The sequence below is a fragment of the Salarchaeum japonicum genome (genome assembly GCF_020614395.1).
GTDB lineage: Archaea > Halobacteriota > Halobacteria > Halobacteriales > Halobacteriaceae > Salarchaeum > Salarchaeum japonicum.
In genome coordinates, this window is the sequence record NZ_CP085324.1 from 762,516 (window position 1) to 781,957 (window position 19,442).

At 69.4% G+C, this 19,442-nt stretch carries 22 protein-coding genes; 13 read left to right on the forward strand and 9 right to left on the reverse strand.

Annotation, left to right across the window (positions count from 1 at the left end; all coding sequences use genetic code 11):
* The first annotated feature begins 38 nt into the window (after window positions 1–38).
* The 4 genes from LI334_RS04355 to LI334_RS04370 all read left to right on the forward strand — a co-directional run bounded on the left by LI334_RS04355 (window position 39) and on the right by LI334_RS04370 (window position 2,628).
* Entirely contained in the window at window positions 39–959 is a 921-nt protein-coding gene (locus LI334_RS04355; protein ID WP_227261952.1) for a metal-dependent hydrolase, read from the forward strand.
* 163 nt (window positions 960–1,122) lie between these two features.
* Window positions 1,123–1,764, forward strand: coding sequence for a hypothetical protein (locus LI334_RS04360; RefSeq protein WP_406675876.1), 642 nt, complete (start codon window positions 1,123–1,125; stop codon window positions 1,762–1,764).
* Entirely contained in the window at window positions 1,761–2,399 is a 639-nt protein-coding gene (locus tag LI334_RS04365; RefSeq protein WP_227261954.1) for a hypothetical protein, read from the forward strand. The genes LI334_RS04360 and LI334_RS04365 overlap by 4 nt, the downstream gene beginning before the upstream one ends.
* A gap of 31 nt (window positions 2,400–2,430) precedes the next feature.
* Window positions 2,431–2,628 (forward strand): dodecin, encoded by a 198-nt coding sequence (locus LI334_RS04370; RefSeq protein ID WP_227261955.1) that lies wholly within the window; start codon window positions 2,431–2,433, stop codon window positions 2,626–2,628.
* On the opposite strand, the gene LI334_RS04375 is transcribed toward LI334_RS04370, so the two are convergent.
* Window positions 2,625–2,990 carry a HesB/IscA family protein gene (locus LI334_RS04375; protein WP_227261956.1) on the reverse strand — a complete coding sequence of 122 codons (366 nt, stop codon included), beginning with the start codon at window positions 2,988–2,990 and terminating at the stop codon, window positions 2,625–2,627. The two genes, LI334_RS04370 and LI334_RS04375, sit on opposite strands and share 4 nt — an antisense overlap.
* A 48-nt stretch (window positions 2,991–3,038) precedes the next feature.
* Window positions 3,039–3,572 carry a mechanosensitive ion channel domain-containing protein gene (locus tag LI334_RS04380; protein WP_227261957.1) on the reverse strand — a complete coding sequence of 178 codons (534 nt, stop codon included), beginning with the start codon at window positions 3,570–3,572 and terminating at the stop codon, window positions 3,039–3,041.
* Between the two features lie 118 nt (window positions 3,573–3,690).
* On the opposite strand from LI334_RS04380, the gene LI334_RS04385 reads away from it, so the two are divergent.
* Both LI334_RS04385 and LI334_RS04390 read left to right on the forward strand, forming a co-directional pair.
* Window positions 3,691–4,068, forward strand: coding sequence for a DUF7522 family protein (locus LI334_RS04385; protein WP_227261958.1), 378 nt, complete (start codon window positions 3,691–3,693; stop codon window positions 4,066–4,068).
* 53 nt (window positions 4,069–4,121) lie between these two features.
* A complete protein-coding gene (locus LI334_RS04390) occupies window positions 4,122–5,303 on the forward strand; it encodes a pyridoxal-phosphate-dependent aminotransferase family protein (protein WP_227261959.1) in 1,182 nt (393 codons plus the stop codon).
* On the opposite strand, the gene LI334_RS04395 is transcribed toward LI334_RS04390, so the two are convergent.
* Both LI334_RS04395 and LI334_RS04400 read right to left on the reverse strand, forming a co-directional pair.
* Window positions 5,295–5,600 carry a DUF7116 family protein gene (locus LI334_RS04395; RefSeq protein ID WP_227261960.1) on the reverse strand — a complete coding sequence of 102 codons (306 nt, stop codon included), beginning with the start codon at window positions 5,598–5,600 and terminating at the stop codon, window positions 5,295–5,297. The genes LI334_RS04390 and LI334_RS04395 overlap by 9 nt on opposite strands.
* A 241-nt stretch (window positions 5,601–5,841) precedes the next feature.
* Complete coding sequence (locus tag LI334_RS04400; protein ID WP_227261961.1) at window positions 5,842–6,087, reverse strand: DUF5816 domain-containing protein; 246 nt, start codon at window positions 6,085–6,087, stop codon at window positions 5,842–5,844.
* A gap of 180 nt (window positions 6,088–6,267) precedes the next feature.
* Between LI334_RS04400 and LI334_RS04405 the strand changes: the two genes are divergently transcribed.
* The 3 genes from LI334_RS04405 (at window position 6,268) to LI334_RS04415 (ending at window position 8,712) form a co-directional block, all read left to right on the forward strand.
* Window positions 6,268–6,819 carry a hypothetical protein gene (locus LI334_RS04405; protein WP_227261962.1) on the forward strand — a complete coding sequence of 184 codons (552 nt, stop codon included), beginning with the start codon at window positions 6,268–6,270 and terminating at the stop codon, window positions 6,817–6,819.
* 94 nt (window positions 6,820–6,913) lie between these two features.
* Window positions 6,914–8,284 (forward strand): bifunctional metallophosphatase/5'-nucleotidase, encoded by a 1,371-nt coding sequence (locus tag LI334_RS04410; protein ID WP_227261963.1) that lies wholly within the window; start codon window positions 6,914–6,916, stop codon window positions 8,282–8,284.
* 23 nt (window positions 8,285–8,307) lie between these two features.
* Window positions 8,308–8,712, forward strand: coding sequence for a universal stress protein (locus LI334_RS04415; RefSeq protein WP_227261964.1), 405 nt, complete (start codon window positions 8,308–8,310; stop codon window positions 8,710–8,712).
* Here LI334_RS04415 and LI334_RS04420 read toward each other — a convergent pair.
* Window positions 8,693–9,589, reverse strand: coding sequence for a mechanosensitive ion channel family protein (locus tag LI334_RS04420; RefSeq protein ID WP_227261965.1), 897 nt, complete (start codon window positions 9,587–9,589; stop codon window positions 8,693–8,695). The genes LI334_RS04415 and LI334_RS04420 overlap by 20 nt on opposite strands.
* A gap of 79 nt (window positions 9,590–9,668) precedes the next feature.
* Here LI334_RS04420 and LI334_RS04425 point away from each other — a divergent pair, with 79 nt between their 5' ends.
* Window positions 9,669–10,436 carry a proteasome assembly chaperone family protein gene (locus tag LI334_RS04425; protein WP_227261966.1) on the forward strand — a complete coding sequence of 256 codons (768 nt, stop codon included), beginning with the start codon at window positions 9,669–9,671 and terminating at the stop codon, window positions 10,434–10,436.
* A gap of 254 nt (window positions 10,437–10,690) precedes the next feature.
* Here the strand turns inward: LI334_RS04425 and LI334_RS04430 are convergent, their stop codons facing one another.
* The 3 genes from LI334_RS04430 to LI334_RS04440 all read right to left on the reverse strand — a co-directional run bounded on the left by LI334_RS04430 (window position 10,691) and on the right by LI334_RS04440 (window position 15,273).
* Window positions 10,691–12,391 (reverse strand): YcaO-like family protein, encoded by a 1,701-nt coding sequence (locus tag LI334_RS04430; RefSeq protein ID WP_227261967.1) that lies wholly within the window; start codon window positions 12,389–12,391, stop codon window positions 10,691–10,693.
* Window positions 12,392–12,430: 39 nt separating this feature from the next.
* Window positions 12,431–13,252 (reverse strand): transcriptional regulator TbsP, encoded by an 822-nt coding sequence (gene tbsP / locus LI334_RS04435; RefSeq protein ID WP_227261968.1) that lies wholly within the window; start codon window positions 13,250–13,252, stop codon window positions 12,431–12,433.
* Window positions 13,253–13,314: 62 nt separating this feature from the next.
* Complete coding sequence (locus tag LI334_RS04440; protein ID WP_227261969.1) at window positions 13,315–15,273, reverse strand: CHAT domain-containing protein; 1,959 nt, start codon at window positions 15,271–15,273, stop codon at window positions 13,315–13,317.
* Between the two features lie 111 nt (window positions 15,274–15,384).
* Between LI334_RS04440 and glyA the strand changes: the two genes are divergently transcribed.
* The 3 genes from glyA to LI334_RS04455 all read left to right on the forward strand — a co-directional run bounded on the left by glyA (window position 15,385) and on the right by LI334_RS04455 (window position 18,623).
* Entirely contained in the window at window positions 15,385–16,632 is a 1,248-nt protein-coding gene (glyA, locus tag LI334_RS04445; RefSeq protein ID WP_227261970.1) for a serine hydroxymethyltransferase, read from the forward strand.
* 87 nt (window positions 16,633–16,719) lie between these two features.
* Entirely contained in the window at window positions 16,720–17,613 is an 894-nt protein-coding gene (locus LI334_RS04450; protein ID WP_227261971.1) for a tetrahydrofolate dehydrogenase/cyclohydrolase catalytic domain-containing protein, read from the forward strand.
* Between the two features lie 32 nt (window positions 17,614–17,645).
* The gene (locus LI334_RS04455) at window positions 17,646–18,623 is read left to right on the forward strand and encodes an alpha/beta hydrolase (protein WP_227261972.1); all 978 of its coding nucleotides are present in this window, start codon (window positions 17,646–17,648) and stop codon (window positions 18,621–18,623) included.
* On the opposite strand, the gene LI334_RS04460 is transcribed toward LI334_RS04455, so the two are convergent.
* Window positions 18,618–19,331, reverse strand: a complete 714-nt coding sequence (locus tag LI334_RS04460; protein ID WP_227261973.1) for a DUF7117 family protein — start codon at window positions 19,329–19,331, stop codon at window positions 18,618–18,620. The genes LI334_RS04455 and LI334_RS04460 overlap by 6 nt on opposite strands.
* Window positions 19,332–19,442: the final 111 nt, after the last annotated feature.

The following is a 19,442-nucleotide window of genomic DNA, read 5'->3' on the forward strand; positions in this document are numbered from 1 at the left end:
ACGGCGAACTTATATTTCCGAACCTACTCTCGCTAGCTATGTTCGTCGGCCACGAGATGCTCGCGTTCGCCCTCGTCGCCCTCGCGGCCCTCCGACTCGGCCGCTCGCGACCGGAGGCGCTCGCGCTCGGCGTCGCCGCGGGCGCGTTCGCCGCCGTCCCCGACGTGGACATGGTGTACGCGCCCGCCGGCCTGCTCGGCCTCGACTCCGCGGGCGCGTTCGCCGCCGCGAACGCCTTCTGGGGCGCGTCCACCGTCGTCCATCGCGCGATGACGCACTCGCTCGTCCTCGCCGTCCCCGCCGCCCTCGGGTTCGCGCTCGCCGCCCACGACGCTCGAAACAGGTGGCTCGCCGCGCCCGTCCTGCTCGCGCTCGTCGGCGTCGCCGCCGTCGCGAGCGGGCTGCTCGGCGCGTTCGTCATGACCGTGTACGTCGCCGCGGGCGCGCTCGTCGCCGTGTTCGCCGCGCGCCGTCTCGCCCTCGGCCCGCGGGAGGTCGCGGCGGTCGCGCTCGCCGGCCTCGTCACGCATCCGTTCGGCGACCTGTTCACGGGCGACGCCCCGGCGTTCTTCTACCCGTTCTCGAACCTCGTGTTCGACGGCCGGGTCGCGCTCGCCGCCGACCCCACCCTCCACCTGCTCGGCGCGTTCGGCGTCGAACTCGCCGCCATCTGGCTCGGCGTCCTCACTTACCTCCATCTCACCGAGCGCTCGCCGTGGCGACACCTGAACGTCCGCGCGGCGGGCGGCGCGGCGTACGCGCTCGCCGCGTTCGTCATCGCGCCGCCGACCCTCGACACTTCCTACCAGTTCGTGTTCAGCGTGCTCGCCGTCGGGTTCGTCGGCGTCGTCCCCGACTGGAAGCGCCGCCTTCCCTCGCCGCCGACCGCCGCCGTCACGGGCTTGGCCGCGGTCACCGTGGCGGGACTCGCGTACGCCGTCGCGTACGTCGCCGCCTGACCCCCAAAGTTTGGTAACCGGGGGACTCCAAGCACGCGTGATGAGTCAGTCGGGACAACTGGAGTCGTTCCTCGAAGACCGAGAGCTGAACGCCGCGCTCGCCTGGATACTGGTCGGGTTCGTCGCGCTCGTCGCCGTGGAGAGCGCGCTCGACCGCGACTGGGTGTGGGTCGGCGTCACGCTCGTCATCACCGCGCTCGCCGTCGTCCCGCCCCTCGCCTACCGAAACCCCCGCGTGATGTTGCCGTGGGAGGTGCTCGCGCTCGCCGTCGTCCCCGACCTCGCGCGCGCCCTCCTCTACACGCCGTTCGTCGTCGACCTCGCGACCTACCTCTCCGTCGCGGCGCTCGCGCTCGTCGTCGCCGTCGAACTCGACGTGTTCACCGCCGTCCGGATGACCGAGTGGTTCGCCGTGCTGTTCGTCGTGCTCTCCACGCTCGCCACCGCGGGCGTGCTCGCCGTCGGCCAGTGGCTCTCGGACGTGTTCTTCGGCACGCACTTCCTCTACACCGAATCCCCCGAGATTCCCGCGCAGGTCGCGAACGGCGGCGCGGCTGACACCCTGCTCTGGCTGTCGGACGTGTTCGTCGGCACCACCTTCACCGGGCCGACCGCGCTCTCCGTCCCGCCCGCCGTCGAACAGGCCGCGCTGGACGCCCTGATGTGGGACTTCGTCGCCGCCACCGTCGTCGGCATCCTCGCCGGCGTCGTGTTCGAGCGGTACTTCCGGCGGCGCGCGAACGCCCACCTCCGCCTCCCCGAGGGCGTCGAAGAAACGCTCGACATCGAGGAGGCGGGCGAATGAAACTCCGGGACGCCCTCGGCGTGAGCGAGACGACCCAGCGCCGAATCACGCGCGCGATGCAGCTCTCCCTCGTCGGCATCGTCTTCGTCGGCGTCGACCGCGGGAACCCCGGGATCGTCGTGAACGGCGCGGTCGCGCTCGGCGTGACGTACGTCCCCGCGCTCCTGGAGCGAGACTACAACCTCCCGATGGACTCCGGGCTCGTCCTCTGGATGACGCTCGCCGCGTTCCTGCACGCGGTCGGCACGCTCGGCCCCTACCGGAACGTCGCGTGGTGGGATCACGTCACGCACGCGCTCTCCTCGTCGCTCGTCGCCGGCGCGGGCTACGCGTTCACGCGCGCCGTGGACGAACACAGCGACGACATCGAGTTCCCGCCCCGTTTCTCGTTCGCGCTCATCCTCCTCGTCGTCCTCGCGTTCGGCGTGCTCTGGGAAGTCCTGGAGTTCGCGCTCAGTCAGGCGGGGAACGCGCTCGGACAGGGCGGTTCCGTCCTCACCCAGTACGGCCTCGAAGACACCATCAAAGACCTCGTGTACAACACGCTCGGCGGCGTCATCGTCGCCATCTGGGGAACCGCGTACCTCGCGGACGTGGCGAGCGCGGTTCGCGAACGCTACCTCAGCGGCGGATAGTTTTTTCCGGCTCTCCCGCCCACCTCCGCGTATGGTGTACAAGAAAATCACCCTCATCGGGCGGAGCGAGGAGAGTTTCGAAGCCGCAGTGGACAACGCAATCGACCGCGCCGAGGAGACCCTCGACAACGTCTCCTGGGTGGAGGTCGTCGAGCAGGGCGTCGAAGTCGGGAGCGTCGAGAATCGAGAGTACCAGGCGGAAGTCGAAGTCGCGTTCGCGCTCGACTAAGTTCGGAAGGACTCGCCGCAGCCGCATTCGGCTTCGACGTTCGGGTTCTCGACGTGGAAGCCCGCGGCCTGCAGGCCGTTCTCGTAGTCGAGTTCGCTTCCCTCGATGTACTTCAGGCTACTCGGATCGACGAACACGCGAAGCCCGTGGTGCTCGGTGATGGTGTCGTCGCCCTCGGGTTCGTCGTCGAACCGCATCCCGTAGGAGAGGCCCGCACAGCCGCCCTGCTGGACGAACAGGCGGAGTCCAGCGATGTCCGTGTCGAGGCCTTCGCTTTCGAGGAGGTTGATGGCCTGCGAGGCCGCTTCCTCGGTGACCGTGACCGGCGCGCCGTCGCCGCCGGACTCGGCAGTCGTACTCATACTCGTTCTTTCTTCGGCCAGCGGAATAAGGATGCCGCCCCCAGCAGTCTACTCGGTGTCGTGCTCGCTCGCGCGCTTCGTCCACTTCTTCTCGATTTCGGCGTTCGCGCGCACGACGGTGTCGCCGTCCACGCTGATTCGGGTCTTCCGGAGTTCTATCTCCTCGACGGTGCCGGTGGTGTCGCCGGCGGTGACGGTGTCGCCGGGGTTGAAGTCGGGGTCGCGGAGGAGGTAGATGCCCGCGACGGCGTCCGCTATCATTCCGGAGAGCGCGTACGACACGCCGAGCGCGAGGAAGCCGGAGGCGGTGCCGAGCGCGGCGGCGATGTCGTTCAGGCCGACGATGGCGAGGAAACCGAGGACGACGCCGAACCAGAGGAAGACGGCGATGACGGTCCAGCAGAACGTGACGTACAGCGGCTGGTCGTCGAACACCCGGCGGAGGAAGGCCTTCACGACGTATCCGACGAGCTGGACGAGAACCGCGGCGAGCACGAGGAAGACGACGCCGGACGCGACCTTCGGGAGCGCGCCGACGACGCCGTCGAGGAACTCGGAGACAGTCTGTTCGATGATGCCCATACGGGGCGTTGCGACGGCGGGCGAATAAAACGCGGCGGCCGCCACACCCCGAACCACTCGACACGATACCAAGTCGCTAAGGGGGAGGGTGGTAGAACGGCTATACAGTGGATAGTACATGAGTGACGCCGACACAGTCGTCGAACGCTTGCGTCGCGAGTTCGGTGACGCGCTCCGCTCCGTGACGCGGTACGACGCGGACGGCTACGAAGACCTCTACGTTCGCGAGGACGTGGAATCAGGGTACGCGGACGACCGGATGGAACGAATCGCGGAGGAGACGCGGATGGAGGCGTTACAGAGCACGTACCTCCGCGACCTCTTCCAGCCCGTGCACGGCGACTTCGAGTGCACCGCCCGGTTCTTCGAGGACGGCATCGAACTGAACTACACGGTCTCCGAGACCCGGGGGTTCGCGGTCGGCCTCGACCGGCACGCCGGGGACGCGGACTCGGTCGCCGACCGCGTCGAGCGCGCGCTCGACGACCCCTCGTAGCCGCCGTCGCCGGAACGTGAACGCTTTTAGACGCGCTGTCGGTACGCGGACGTATGGAAAACCCACCCGGGGTCGGCGAACTGACGCCGCCCGACCGCACCCTGCTGGGGCCGGGGCCGAGCCCCGTCCACCCGCGCGTGTTGCGGGCGATGAGCACGCCGCTCGTCGGCCACCTCGACCCCGCGTTCGTGGACATCATGGACGAGACCCAAGACCTCCTCCGGTACGCCTTTCGCACCGAGAACGAGTGGACGCTCCCCGTCTCCGGAACGGGGAGCGCCGCGATGGAGGCCGCAATCGGCAACCTCGTCGAACCCGGCGAGACGATGCTCGTCCCGACGAACGGCTACTTCGGCGGGCGGATGGCGGAGATGGCGCGGCGCGCGGGCGGCGAGGTCGTGCACGTGGACGCGCCGTGGGGCGAACCGCTCGACCCCGCGGACGTGCAGGACGCGTTCGACGCCCACCAGCCCGACGTGTTCGGGTTCGTGCACGCCGAAACCTCCACGGGCGTCCGCCAACCACAGGTGCCGGAACTCACCCGTATCGCGCACAGCCACGACGCGCTCGTCGTCGCGGACACGGTCACGTCGCTCGGCGGCGTCGAACTCCGCGTGGACGACTGGAACATCGACGCCGCGTACGCCGGCCCCCAGAAGTGCCTGTCGTGTCCGCCCGGCGCGAGCCCGCTCACGCTCAACGACGACGCGATGGACAAAGTCCTCTCCCGAGACACCCCGTCGCGCTCGTGGTACCTCGACCTCTCCCTCCTCGAAGGCTACTGGGGCGACGAACGCGCCTACCACCACACCGCGCCCGTCACGAACGTGTACGCGCTCCGCGAAGCCCTCCGCCTCGTCGCCGAGGAAGGTATCGAGGAGCGCTGGGCGCGCCACCGCCGCGTCGCCGGCGCGCTCAAATCCGGCGTCGAAGCGATGGGTCTCGAACTCGAACCCGACGACGACTACTGGCTCCCCAGCCTGAACGCCGTCCGCGTCCCCGACGGCGTCACCGACACGGGCGTCATCGACTATCTCCGCGACCACTACGACCTCGAAATCGCCGGCGGACTCGGCGACCTCGATGGCGAAATATTCAGAATCGGCTGTATGGGACACGGCGCGCGCGAAAAGAACGTCGCGTTCCTCCTCACCGCGCTCGCCGACGCCCTCGACAGCCTCGGCGCGGACGTCGACCCCGCGGGCGGCATCGACGCGGCCCGCGACTCACTCTGAGGGCGCTCGCGCGACCTCGTACTCGCCGTCCTCCTCGACGCCGATAACCGCGTAGTCGTAGTCGGGTGCGGCTCGGTCGAGCAGGTCTCCGAGGTCGGGAACGTAGTCTTTCCACGTCACGAAACAACGCATCCGGTCGCCCGACGGCGTGTCTACGTCGTCCGTGACCGCGAGCACCTCGACCTCCTTCCAATCCCGGGCCGCGGTGAACGTCGCGCCGTCGCCCGCGACGCTGTACCCGAGGTCGGCGAAGATCGACTTGGCTTCCTCAGACGGTGGGCCGATGTGTGACACCATCTACCACATCCTACAGGGGCGGGTGTGATAAGCTTTGCCGCCCCACCTTTTTGGAGACGAGGCGCGGAGCGCCTCGTCTCGAAAAACCTGGAGGGAAAAAGACCGCACCGCTACCGCGAGACGCTACCCTGCCGCCTTCTCGTGAACGAGCGAACAGGCGGCCGGAGGCCGCCGAACGGACGAGCGGCGCAGCCGTGAGTCGAACGAGGGGGAGCCAGGCGCGTGAGCGAAGTCGTGGACTTCACTCATGCGCCGCATCCCATTCGTCGGGTTTGCGGAGGTTGCCGCAGTCGTTGCACTGGATGCGGCCCATGGAGTCCATGGCGTTGTCGAGGGTTTCGCAGTTGAGGCAGTACCAGCCGTACTTCCGGGTTCTGTCACGGTCGCGGTAGACGGCGAGGAAGGGCGCTTTCTCGCCGCGTTCGCCCTCGTCCTCGGCGACGTAGAGCGTTTCGCCGTCTCCGTTCGTAATGACACGCTCGGTCATACTGTGTTTTCAGTCAGCGGAGGCTTCATCCTTCTGCTTACCTCCTATATCTATACACGAAGCTAATGAAAAGATATGTGTAGTATAATCAATTAAATTGGGAACATGAATCGGAGAAACCTGATTCAGAAGGTCGGAGCCGGTGCGATCACTCTTGCAGCATCAACACAGTAGCTCGCCATGGAACGGAACGTAATGCTGATCGCCACAGTCCTCACCGCCCTCGTTGTCGGGGGTGTCGTTGGTGCGTTTGTGGCTCCGCAGCCTGCTCCGTCCGCGGACAGCGTGTCGCCGCCGTCGGACGGATTGGTCGTAAGCTCTACTGGACAGTATTGTCTCGGTAACACGTCGGAATACGATGGGTGGCTGTACACTACCGCGGACGAACGCGGATACGATGTCTCATTCAACGTAACTGTCGTGCATGGGACGGAAACGTCCTTGAACTGGAGCGTCGATTCGATGCCGAACGACGAGTACGTAATCAACCTCCGCACGCAGTCGGCATCCCCCGAGACATCTGGTAGTGCCGAACCGGATTGCACTGTCGGAACAACTGTGGTCGGAACGACGAAGATCCCCGCAAACTACACGACTGTTCGCGTAGCAGTTGACGGGAGAACCATTGCAACGGTTGATAGAGACGGGACACTCCCGGAACTGCAAGAGATCGAGACTGCTGTTTCGACAGCAAGCGAGACGAACACCTCTTCGACTTACAAGCCGCCGTGAGAGCTTTCGGCCGGACTCCGCGGGTTCGTCACGTATTTGATGTACAGCACTCCTGACGACAGGCCTATATTTGTCTCCCCGTTCGACTTACGTAATGAGTCTTCGTTTCCTCCATTACTCGGACGTGGAGAACGCCCACGACGACCCCGAGCGAATCGGGCGGCTCGCGGGCGCGCTCCGCGAACTCGCCGGCGACGACACCGTGGTCGCGGGGACGGGCGACAACACGTCGCCGGGCGTGCTGCCGCTCGTGACCGAGGGAATGCAGGCCGTGGATTTCTTCGAGGCGGCGGGGACGGACGTGGAGACGTTCGGGAACCACGACTTCGACTACGGCGTCGAGGCGACGCGTCGAGTGGTCGCGGCGTCCCCGCAGACGTGGGTGAGCGCGAACGTCCGCGAGGACGGCGAGCGGTTCGCGGCGGACGAGGGCGTCGTGCCGTGGCTCACCATCGACCGCGCCGGCACTACCGTCGGCGTGACGGGCGTCACCGACCCGAAGACGCCCTCCATCAACCCGAACGCGGGCGCGGTGACGTTCGAAGACCCGATTGCGGCGGTTCGTGAGGCCGAGGCGGAACTCCGTGCCGCGGGCGCGGAGCACGTCGTCGTCCTCAGCCACCTCGGGAACGGCGACCAGGAACTCGCGGTCGAGACGGACGTGGACGTGGTGCTCGGCGGGCACGTCCACACGGAACTCCAGGAGCGCATCGAGGGCACGCTCCTCACGCGCCCGGGCGTGAACGGCGAGGTCGTCTACGAGGTCGAACTCGGCCGCGACCCCGCGGTCACCCGGCACCGCGTCGCGGACTTCGGCGTGAACGAGTCGGTCGCGGGCGCGCTCCGCGAGCGCGAGTCGGACGCCGCGCTGGACGAGGTCGTCGCGCACGTCGCCGACCCCATCGAGCGCTCCGAGGCGACGACGTTCCGCGGGGAGAGCCGCATCGGGAACTTCGTCGCGGACGCCTATCGGTGGGCCGGCGACGCGGACGTGGGCCTCCAGAACAGCGGCGGCATCCGCTCCGGGCCGGCGCTCGACGGCGACGTAACCGTTGCCGACCTCGTCTCCGTCGTTCCCTTCGACGAACCCGTCGCGGTCGCGGAACTCACCGGCGAGGAACTCCGCACCGTCCTCCGCCAATCCCACGGCGCGACCGTCGGGTTCGGGGAGGCCGACTGGTGGCACTCCCACGTCAGCGGCGTCGAACTCGTCTGGGACACGACCCGCGAGGAACTCGCGGAGGTCACGGTCGGCGGCGACCCGCTCGACCCCGACGCCTCGTACACGGTGGCGACGAACGACTACATCTTCCACACCGACCACGAGTTCCCGCTGCTCGACCACGACCACCGGACGGGAACGCTCGACACCCAGTACGAGGTGCTCGCGGCGTACGCCCGCGCGTTCGGTATCGACCCCGACGTGGAGGGGCGGGTGCGGCGGCGTCCGACGAAGGAGGCTTAGGCCCCCCGAGTGTACGCGTCCGTATGGCACTCGTCGTGGTTCCGGTTCGCTACCCGCTCACGGAACACTCGAAAGGAACCCTGGAGGCGGCTATCGAGGAGGCGCGCGAGCGCGACGCAGACCTCACCGTCCTCCACGTGAACCTCTATCAGGACGACCGGCGGGTCACGCGAACCGCCCTCAAGCACGCGGTCGAGCGCGCGTTCGGCCCGCTCGACTTCGCGCGGTACGTCGTCCGCCGGAGCTTCCTCGTCGAACAGGCCATCCTCGACGAGGTCGCGGGCGAGGACGCGGACGTGGTCGTCATCGGCCACAAGCAGATGCCGCGGTGGCGGCGCACCCTCCGGCGGCTGTTCGGCACGCCCGACATCGAGTCCTTCCTCCGGGGCGAACTCGACTGCGAACTCATCAGCGTTCCCGGTCGCTGACGGCCGCGTCAACCCCCTCGCGCGCGTCGTCGAACACGAGGTGGCGGTGCGGGTACGCGATTGTCACGGAGTCCGTCTCCTGGAGTTTCTCCCAGACCTTCTCCTGGACTGCGGAGCGAACGGAGAGGAGTTTGTAGGGTTCGCGCGCCCAGTACCGGAGCGTGAGGTTCACCGAACTGTCGCCGTACTCGTCGATGTAACACGTCGGCTTCGCGGGGTAGCGCGCGCTCCCGATGCGGACGCCGGGGCCGCCCGAGATGACTTCGTCCACCTCGGCGGCGGCCGTCTCGATGAGTCGGCGGGCTTCGTCCAGGTCGCCCTCGTACGTCACGCCGACCGTGAGCGAGAGTCGCGTGCGCTCGTCCTCGGCGGAGTAGTTGATGATGTCGCGCTCGCGCATCGTCCCGTTCGGCACCACGAGGAACGTGTTGTCGAGCGTGAACACCTTCGTGTAGCGGAGCGTGATGTCCTCCACGAACCCGCGCTCGCCCGTGTCCGTGATTTCCACGAGGTCGCCGATTTCGTACGGTTGGTCGGCGAGCACGAACACGCCGTTGATGACGCTCCCGACAATGGGCGCGAGCACGAGACCGAGCACCGCGGAGAACACCGTGACGGAGAGCACGAGGTCGCCGAGTTCCAGTCCGAGGAAGCCCATCGCGGCGAACACGCCGACGAGGAGCGACCCGACGCGGAGCGACCGCAGGATGGTGCGGGTGACGCTCGGGCGCTGGAACCGCCGCGCCACCCGCCGCCCGAGCACGCGCACGAGGAGTTTCCCCGCGTACCAGCCGGCGACGATGACGACGATCGCGGACAGGAGGTTCCACTCTTCGCGTCCCCACCAGTCGAGCGACACCACGCCCTCCAAGACCATACGGGACGCACGACGCCGGCCCCCTAAACCGTTGCCCACCGAGACAATCTCTAAGCCCCTCCCCGAAGTAGACTCAGACATGACGGACGCGAACCGCTTCGCCGCCGACCCCCTCACGCACGACGAACCCGACTTCTCAATCACGCACGAGACCGACCCGAGCGGCGTCCTCGTCGCCGGTTTCTCCAGTTTCGGGCTCGCCGGCCTCACCGCCGTCGATTACCTCGTCGACCGCCTCGACCTCCACGAGACCGGCCACATCACCGTCGATTCCCTCCCGTCCATCACGCCCTTCGAGAACGGCCACCCCCGACACCACACCCGCTTTTTCTCCCGGGACGACCTCGACATCACCGTCCTCACGGGCGAACTCTACGTCCCCCAGCTCGCCGCGGACGCCCTCACCACCGCCATCACGGACTGGACCGCCGAGAACGGCGTGCAGGAAATCGCCGTCCCCGCGGGCATCCCGCTCGCGCACGGCCCCGACGACCACCGCACCTTCTACATCGCCACCCCCGACTACCACGAGAAACGCCTCACCGACCGCGACATCCCGCCGATGGGCTCCGGCTTCCTCGACGGCGTCAACGCCGGCATCCTCGAACACGCCATCGACACAGACCTCGCCGCCGCCACCTACGTCACGCCCGTCCACGCCGAAGTCCCGGACGTGGAAGCCAGCCTCCGCCTCCTCGACGCCCTCGACGCCGTCTACGACCTCGACCTCGACACCGAACCCCTCCAGCAGTTCGCGAAACAAGTCCGCGACTACTACGCCGAACTCAACGCCCGCGTCGAAGACATCGACGACTCCCAGCGCCCCGACGACCGCATGTACATGTAGACGGACGGTTTTCCAGTTCGGGGTCGCTATCGCGACCCACTCACTGCAAAAACCCTCCACGAAAAAAGCCGCGAACGCGGAGCGTTCGCGGTGAACCGCCTCGCTACCGGGTTCTTCGACCCGCTCGCTCGACGGATGCTTCTGCTGCTGTTCTCGTTCCGACCTATTTGATGGCGTCGGGCACGTCCGCGGGAGCGTGTCGCGCTAGTCGCTCTCGCGGGTTTCGAGTTCGATGCGACCGGTGGCGACCGTAGTCAGGGGAACGGGTGGTAGGACTTCTCCAGGTCGGGACTGAACCCGAGAGATTCGGGGACGGATTCGGCGCGCTCGCCGAAGTAGGCGTCGGCGACGAACAGCGGCTGGGCGTCGGGGACGAGGACGCGCGCGGCCTCGAAGCCGAGCGCGTCTACGTCGCGGGTGGTGAGGCGGGCGGCGTAGGCGTCGAGGTCGGCGTCCGCCAGCCGAGCCACGACGGCGTCGAGTTCGTCCCCGGGAACCCTATCGGGGCCGACGGAGTCCGTCGGAACGACCGTTTCGGGAGTGACGAAGTCGCGAACGCGACCGGGGTAGTCGGCGTACGCGCCGATAGCGCCCTCCTGCTGGGCGGCGGTCTCCCGACCCATCGCTCGGAGTTCCATCCAGTTCTGGACGGCCTCTTCGAGCGCGCCCCGGGCGGCCGCGTCCGGGTCGAGGCTGGCGCTCGACCCGAGCGCGAACCGCGGCCACTCCTCGCGGGTGACGGCGACGCCGACGACGGGCACGTCCACGTCCTGCGTCAGCAAGAACGCGGTCGCGTCGAGGCCCTCGCTCCGCGCGCGCTTCGCGAGTTCGTCGTACGCGTCGTCCTCGACGGCGAGGCCGAGCGGGTCGTACGTCGAGTACCACGCGAGCATCGCCGCGTCCCGCTCCACGACCTCGTACAGGCCGGAGAGCACGGCTTCCTCGGCGGTGTTCCCGAGTCCGAGGCCGGTCGTAATCGAGTCGCGATACCGTTCCTCGTGCGGCGGGAACTGCACGAACTCCGCGGGGAGCAGGGCGTCCTCGTCAGCGTCGAGGCGTTCGCCGCGCACCCACTGGAGGGCGTCGTCCGGGTCGGGCGTCGGCGCGCCGTCCGGGAGCACGAACTCGCTCGGCGGTACGGCGTCGGGATGCGTCGGCATCGCCGTCTCGAACGCCGACGACCGGTAGACGCCCGCGGCGTACCGCTCCAGCGCCTCCCCGACGGCCTTCACGTACGCCTCGTTCCAGTCGGTGGCGACGCCAGCGGCCTGCCGTGCGGCGGTCGCGTCGCTGAACGCGCTCGTGTCGCTCACCTGCGCGAGGTAGTACGGCGCGGGGTACGACTCGCGCTCGCCGACCGCCGCCACCGCGCCCACGCGGTCGTCCACCGCGCGCGCCGCCGCGTCCGCCGCCGCCTCCACGCTCCGCGACTCGCCACCCCAGTCGAACTCGTGCGTGCGTTCGCCGCCGCAGACGGGACACGTCGGCACCGGGAGGAACGACCGCCGGGTGTGCGGAGCCTCGACGACGTGCCCGCCGAACGACTCGCCGGCGAGCGCGCGAACCGCGAGTCGGCCCGCGAGCGCGCCCGCGAACCTTGCCGTGCTCCGGTCGGCGCTCGGCGCGTCCGCGACCTCGGGGTCGTTCGCCGCGACCCGCGAGCGCAGGCACGCGAAACAGCCGTCGTCCGGCCAGAACCCCGAGACAGCGGCGTCCACGTCCGCGAGCGCGTACCCGCCGAGACCGCCGACCTCGACCGCCAGCCACGGCCCCTCGATGGTTCGGTTCGCGGCCGCGAACCCCTCGCTTCCGGCGAGACCGACGACGACGGCGAGGTCGGCGTCCGCGCCCCCCGATACGTCCGCGTCCTCCACGGCGGCGTCCGCGTCCGCGAGCGCGGATCGGACGGCGTCCGCGGCCGACCCGCTCCCGACGACCGCGACGATGTCACTCATGGCTACGCGAACAGAGAGCGAGAAGAAAGACGTGGCGGATTACGCGAGGATGGTCTGCGCGACGGACGCGAGTTCGCTCGGCTTCGCGTCCTGCAGGCGCTCGTCCGCGAACTTCAAGCGGAGACGCGGACGCCCCACGTCGATGGGAACCTTCTCCGTGTCGATGAGCCCGAGGTCTTCGAGCTTCGTCTTCGTGCGGCTGAACGTCGCCTTCGACGCGATACCCACGTCCTCGCCCCACTTCGAGATGTCGTAGAGGAGCACGCGGTTCTTCGCCGCGACGAGCAGGCTGAGCGTGACCTCGTCGATGCTGTCGTCGTCGCCGCGCGCGGTCTCCATCGCGGCGAGCGCGGACTCGAAGTCCTGTTCGACCTCGCTCCCGATTTCCTCGGTGAGCGTGCGCTCGACGCGACTGATGCCGGGCGTGCGGAGGGAGAACTCGTCCGCGGACTCCCAGTCGGCCTCGGCGGCGTCGAGCACGTCCGCGACGAACGAGTCGTCGTCCGTCGTCAGCCCGCCGGTCTCGCTCCCCGCGTCAACGAGGGAGACGACGCGGTCGTTCGTGACGAACGTCGAACTCCGCGGCGGTTCCTCGGTCGTGCGGAGCGAGAGTACGTCCGCCTCGACGAGGTCGGCGGTGTTGCTCGCGACGATGAAGTCGTCCATCGTGTCCTTGAGGAGGCGTTCCGCGGCGACGAGGCGTACCGACGGGAGGTCGGCGTCCGTCTCGGTCGCCGCGTCGACGAAGGCCTCGATGACGTCCGCGGACGGGTTTCGGACGTAGAGCTCCGAGGGTTCCTCGTCGAGAATCGCGACGACGACCTCCGAGACGGTCGCGCCGAGTAGGTTCTGGGCTGCCATGCCCTCAGGTAAGGGTCGCCATCATATATAATTTACTCGATACTGGTCGCGAGTAAAGTAATTTAGAGCCGTGAGACGGCCGCATTCGACCAGACGAACTCGCCGTCGAACACCACCGGCGCGTCGGCGTCAGCGAGCACCTCGCGGAGTTCCGACGCGGTCAGGGTCTCGGTCTCCCGGCGGCCGGACGGGCCGGCGCGCGCGGACGGAAACGGCGACGGTTCGTAGTCGCCGTGCGTCCGGACGCCGCCGCCCTCGTACGCGACCTCGTACGCGTCCCCGCCGTCGGTCGATTCGACCGTGAACACGCCCGGCGACCGGACGCCCGCGTGCGGGAGCGACCACGTGCCGTCCCCGACGACCGCGTAGTCCTTCCCCATCACGATGCGACGGCGGGCGACCGAGAGCGCGCGCTCGATGTCGAACCCGGCGACGAGCAGGCGCGCAAACGCCGTCCCCACCTGCGCCGCGTGCTCGTCCAGGACTTTCCGGAACGTCACCGCGCCGGCGGCGCTCCCGCGCTCGACCAGGCGGACGCCCTCGTGGTACGACCCGCAGGCGTTCAGGAAGAACGTCCGCGCGCCCACGTCGTCGAGCGAGGCCGCGGAGAGCCGGCCGTCCGCGCACAGCAGGCCGTCCTCGTCGCAGTGCCCGATGTAGTGCACGAAATCCGTGTCGGACTCGAAGACGCCGGCGAGTTCCGCCGTGGTGAGGTCGGCGTGCAACGTCACGTCGATAGGGCAGTCGGTCGCGCGGTCGCGGTACACGTCGGCGACGCGGTCGCGCTCGCGCGCCATCCCCGGGTCGTTCAGCACCACGTCCACGGAGAGGTCGCCGTCCACGGGGTCGCCGGGGCGCTCGTAGCTCTCCGGCACCGCCTTGAACACGTCGATGGGCGTGCCGTCCGCGAGCCAGCCGTGCTGGCGGCCCGACCGGAGCCGCGGGTTCTCCATCTCCACCGCCGCCACCGGCCCGGGCGTCGTCCGGTAGAAGTCGTCGAGGGTGCGCGACACGAGCTCCCGGCCGTCGAGCGGCGTCGTCTCCGCCGGGTGGACGTGCGCGAGCCGATGGAGGAGCCCGGGGAGCGCGCGCAGGGCGTCGGGCGTCGGGTCGACGTACATCGCGAGCGGCCACTCCGGGAGCGACACCCCGTCGAACGGCGCGTCCAGCGCGACCGCGAGGCGCTCCGTGGGCGGCGCGTCGGCCACGCCGGGGTCGATGTCGAGCGCGTCGAGGCGGTCGCGGTCGCCGTACCACGCGAGCGCGTCCAGCCAGAACGCGCGCTCCAGAACCCGGGCCGCCCGCCCGTCTTCGAGCGGTTCGTCCACGTTCGTCGCGGGCGCGCGGAGGCGGGCGGGCGCGTCCGCGACCGTGACGGTCGCGCCGAGGTAGTGTGCGAGCGGCGCGACGCGGAGCACGTCCCCTACCGCGTCCGGGACGCTGACGCGAATCCCCGTGTCCGGCGTGTCGTCGCGCGCGGGCGCGTCGGCGTCCGGGTCGAACTCGATGCGGGGCGGGTGGCGGCGCATCGTCGGGCGCGCCCGCGCCGGACTCGTCGTCCGGAGCGCGCCCCCGCTCGCGGTGACGGCGGCCGCCAGCCCCCGCGGGGTCGGTGGCGCGCTGACGCGGCCGATGGGGTCGGTGGCGCGCCCGAGGAACCCGAACTCGACCCGGGTCGGGGCGTCGAACGCGACGCGCACGCGCTCGCCGTCCCGGGAGACAGTGGCGGGGCCGTCGAAGCGCGCGCGGACTTCGAGCGACCCGAGGAGCGCGAGCGCGTGCGGGCCGCCGCCGAGCTCCGACGCCCCGTCCTCGGCGAGGCGGCGGGCCGGCTCGGACTCGTGGAGGACGGTTCGCGCGCGAACGTCGAACGCCGTCGTGCGGCCCGCGGCCGCGGCGTCCACGGGCACGTCGAACTCGCCGGGTCGTGTGCGGGAGAACTCGGCGGCGTTCACACTGCAGGCGTAGCCATCCCGGTCGGCGACGCGAACGCCGGTCGCCGTGACTTCCCGCGATAACACGGCGTCGGATACAGTCCACGCGCTTATATTTCTGTCGAGCACGCGATTGGATTATCTCGACGCTTGCCGGAGGTGGGTACACTTATGCCGTCGCGAGCGCGGGATTCACGCATGCGCTACGACAAGGTTCGGGAGGTCGACGACGCCGTCGCGGACGCGCTCGAAGGCGAGGACGAGCGCCAGGAGGACACGCTCGCGATGATAGCGAGCGAGAACCACGCGAGCGAGGCTGTGCTCCAGGCGCAGGGGAGCGCGCTCACGAACAAGTACGCGGAAGGCTATCCGGGGAGCCGGTACTACGCGGGCTGTGAGTACGCGGACGACGTGGAGGAACTCGCCATCGAGCGCGCGAAGGAACTCTGGGGCGCAGACCACGTGAACGTCCAGCCGCACTCGGGGTCGTCGGCGAACATGGGCGTCTACTTCGCCGTCCTCGAACCCGGCGACAAGATTCTCAGCCTCGACCTGACGCACGGCGGCCACCTCAGCCACGGCCACGCCGCGAACTTCGCGGGGAAGCTCTACGAGGTCGAACACTACGAAATCGACCCCGAGACGGGCCGCATCGACTACGACGACCTCCAGGAGACCGCGGCGGAGTTCGACCCCGACATGGTCGTCTCCGGGTTCTCCGCGTACCCGCGCGCGGTGGACTGGGAGGCCGTGCAGGCGGCCGCGGACGCCGCAGACGCCTACCACATGGCGGACATCGCGCACATCACGGGCCTGGTCGCGGCGGGCGAACACCCCTCGCCCGTGGGTATCGCTGACTTCGTCACCGGCAGCACTCACAAGACGATTCGCGCGGGCCGCGGCGGCATCATCATGTGCGACGAGGAGTACGCGGACGCCGTGGACTCCGCGGTGTTCCCGGGCGCGCAGGGCGGCCCCCTGATGCACAACGTCGCCGGGAAGGCCGTCGGGTTCGGCGAGGCGCTCCAGCCCGAGTTCGCGGAGTACGCCGCGCAGGTCGTGCAGAACGCGAAAGCCCTGGGTGCTCGCCTCCAGGAACACGGCTTCTCCCTCGTCTCCGGCGGCACCGACACCCACCTCGTGCTCGCCGACCTCCGCGAGTCCCACCCCGACGTGTCCGGCGGCGACGCCGAGGAGGCGCTCGACGAGGTCGGCATCGTCCTGAACGCGAACACCGTCCCCGGCGAGACGCGCTCCGCGTTCGACCCCTCGGGCATCCGCGCCGGCACGCCCGCGCTCACCACGCGCGGGTTCGACACCGACGACATGGAGACCGTCGCGGACTGCATCGCGCGCGTCGTGGACAACATCGGCGACGCCGAGGTGTACGCCGAGGTCGCCGCGGACGTCCAGGAGCTCTGCGACGACCACCCCGTCTACGACTAGCCACGAACGCGCACAACTCTCGACTATTCTCTCTCGGTCTATACACGAACCAGCAATTTGAAGGGTGGCGCGCGCCCACCGTCTGCCATGACCACCGTCATCGACGGGAACGCCGTCGCCGCCGACGTGCGCGAGGACGTCTCCGCCGTCGTGGACACCCTGACCGACGCCGGCGTGACGCCGCGACTCGCCACCGTCCTGATGAACGACAAGCAGGCGAGCGAGACCTACGTCTCGATGAAACAGCGCGACTGCGAGGAGGTCGGTATCGCCGCCGAGGACGTCCGTCTCGACCCGGACGCGCCCGCCGAGGAACTGTTCGACACCGTCAGCGACCTGAACGACCGCGACGACGTGCACGGCATCCTCGTCCAAGACCCCACGCCCGACCACGTGCCGGACGAGCGCGTGCTCTCCGCCGTCTCGCCCGCGAAGGACGTAGACGGCTTCCACCCCGAGAACGTCGGTCGATTGGTCGCCGGCAATCCCCGATTCAAGCCATGTACGCCCCACGGCGTCCAGAAGCTCCTCGAATCCGAGGGCATCGACCCTGCCGGGAAGGAAGTCGTCGTCGTCGGTCGGTCGAAGATCGTCGGGAAGCCGCTCGCGAACCTCCTCCTCCAGAAGGGCGAAGGCGGGAACGCCACCGTTACCGTCTGTCACTCCCGGACGGACGACCTCGCCGCCCACACCCGGCGCGCGGACGTCGTCGTCGCCGCGGTCGGCGTCCCCGGTCTCGTGGACGGCGACATGCTCACCGAGGGAACGACCGTCATCGACGTGGGTATCAACCGCGTGGACGCGGACACCGAGAAGGGGTATCGGCTCGTCGGCGACGTGGACTTCGAGAGCGCGAAAGCCAAGGCGGACGCCATCACGCCCGTCCCCGGTGGCGTCGGCCCGATGACGCGCGCGATGCTCCTCTACAACACCGTGAAGGCCGCGAGCGAAATCGAGGACGTGCCCGTCGACCTCCCCTGACCTTTTTCCCGGCCGCGAGCGCCGCATAGGGTATGTCCGACCTCCACCCGGCGGTGCGGGAGTTCCTCGACCGACTCGACGCGATGGGCGGCCCCGAGATTCACGACCTCCCGCCGACCGAGGCCCGTGGTCTCCTCGAACGCCTGAACAGCGGCGGCGACGGCCCCGCCGTCGATTCCGTCACCGACCGCCAGATACCCGGGCCGGACGGCGACATCCCCGTCCGAATCTACGACCCGGACACCGGCGGGGACGCGCCCGTCGTCGTGTTCTTCCACGGCGGCGGGTTCGTCCTCGGGTCGCTCGACAGCCACGACCCGGCCTGCCGCGAACTCGCCGTCGAGTCCGAGTGCGTCGTCGTCTCCGTGGACTACCGGCTCGCGCCCGAACACCCGTTCCCCGCGGCCGTCGAGGACGCCTACGCCGCGACACAGTGGGTCAGCGAACACGCGACCGACCTCGACATCGACCCCGACCGACTTGCCGTCGCCGGCGACAGCGCGGGCGGGAACCTCGCCGCGGCCGTCAGCCTCCTCGCGCGCGACCAGGCCGACAACGACGCGCCCGCACCGTGGAGCGTCGCGGACACGAACCCGCCCGCAATCGCGCGCCAGGTGCTCGTCTACCCGACGGTGTCCCTGTTGCGCGCGTGGCCGAGCCACGAGGAGAACAGTGAGGGCTACTTCCTCAGCCGCGACGACATGGCGTACTTCGAGGGGCACTACCTGGACAGCGACCTCCACGGCATGAACCCCTACGCGGCCCCGCTGGAGGCCGCGGGCCACGGCGACCTCCCGCCCGCGGCCGTCGTCACGTGTGGGTTCGACCCGCTCCGCGACGAGGGGCGGGCGTACGCCGACCGGCTCGAAACCGCCGGCGTCCCCGTGGAGCGATACCACTACCCGGGTCTGATTCACGGCATCCTCACGATGAACGCGGGCCTCGCCGACCTCCCGCCCGCCCACGACGTGCTCGCCGACATCGCCGCCGACCTCGGAGAGACCCTATAGGTCGTCGAGCAGTGAGCGCGCCCGCGCGGCGTCCGCGTCGTCGCCGCTCCGGACGTAGTCCCCGGCGGCGCGCGCCGCTGCGACCAACCGCTCCGACGCGTCGAGCGACACGTCGCCGTCCAGCGCCTGCACGCGCTTCACGTGGTCGCCGAGCGCTTCGAGGACTCGTCCGGCTTCGTCGGGTACCTCGTCCCGCGTGTCGAGCCACGACCGGACTTCGCGGCGGTACTCGGCGACCGCGGTCGCGTACGCCAGCCCGCGCACGGCCGTGAGCGACCCCGGTACGTCCCGCTCGTCGGGCCGCTCGCCGTCGTCCGCGCCGCGCAGGAGCGTCAGGAAGTAGTACTCTTCGTCGTCCGCGACGGAGAGCGCGCGTTCGAGTTCGGACGCGACGTACCCGAGTTCGCGCGCCGCCAGATAGGCGTCGTCGAGGTCGCGGAGGTCGCCGCCCGAGACGAACCCGCGCTCGCGGGCGTACCCGTTCGCCGCGCTCGCCGCCGCCTCGGCGGCCTCCGCGACGGTCGCGTTCGCGGCGAGCCGCCGCGCCTCGTCGAGGTCGAGTGCGGACGCCACGTCCGTGTGGTAGGTGCGATCGTCGGTGCCGACGCTCCGGATGCTCCCGCAGTCGGGGCACGTCACGCTCCCGGTCTCGTAGTACGACCAGCGCGTCCCGCACTCCGTGCACTCGCGCTCCCCGCGAATCTCCATGCGCGTACTGGGGACTGCGCGCTCAAAGAATGCGTGGTGTGCACGCGGCGATAGCGCTGGAACGGGCGTCCGCCGCGGGTTGCTCCCGCCCGTCCCCCTTCGGTCACGTCA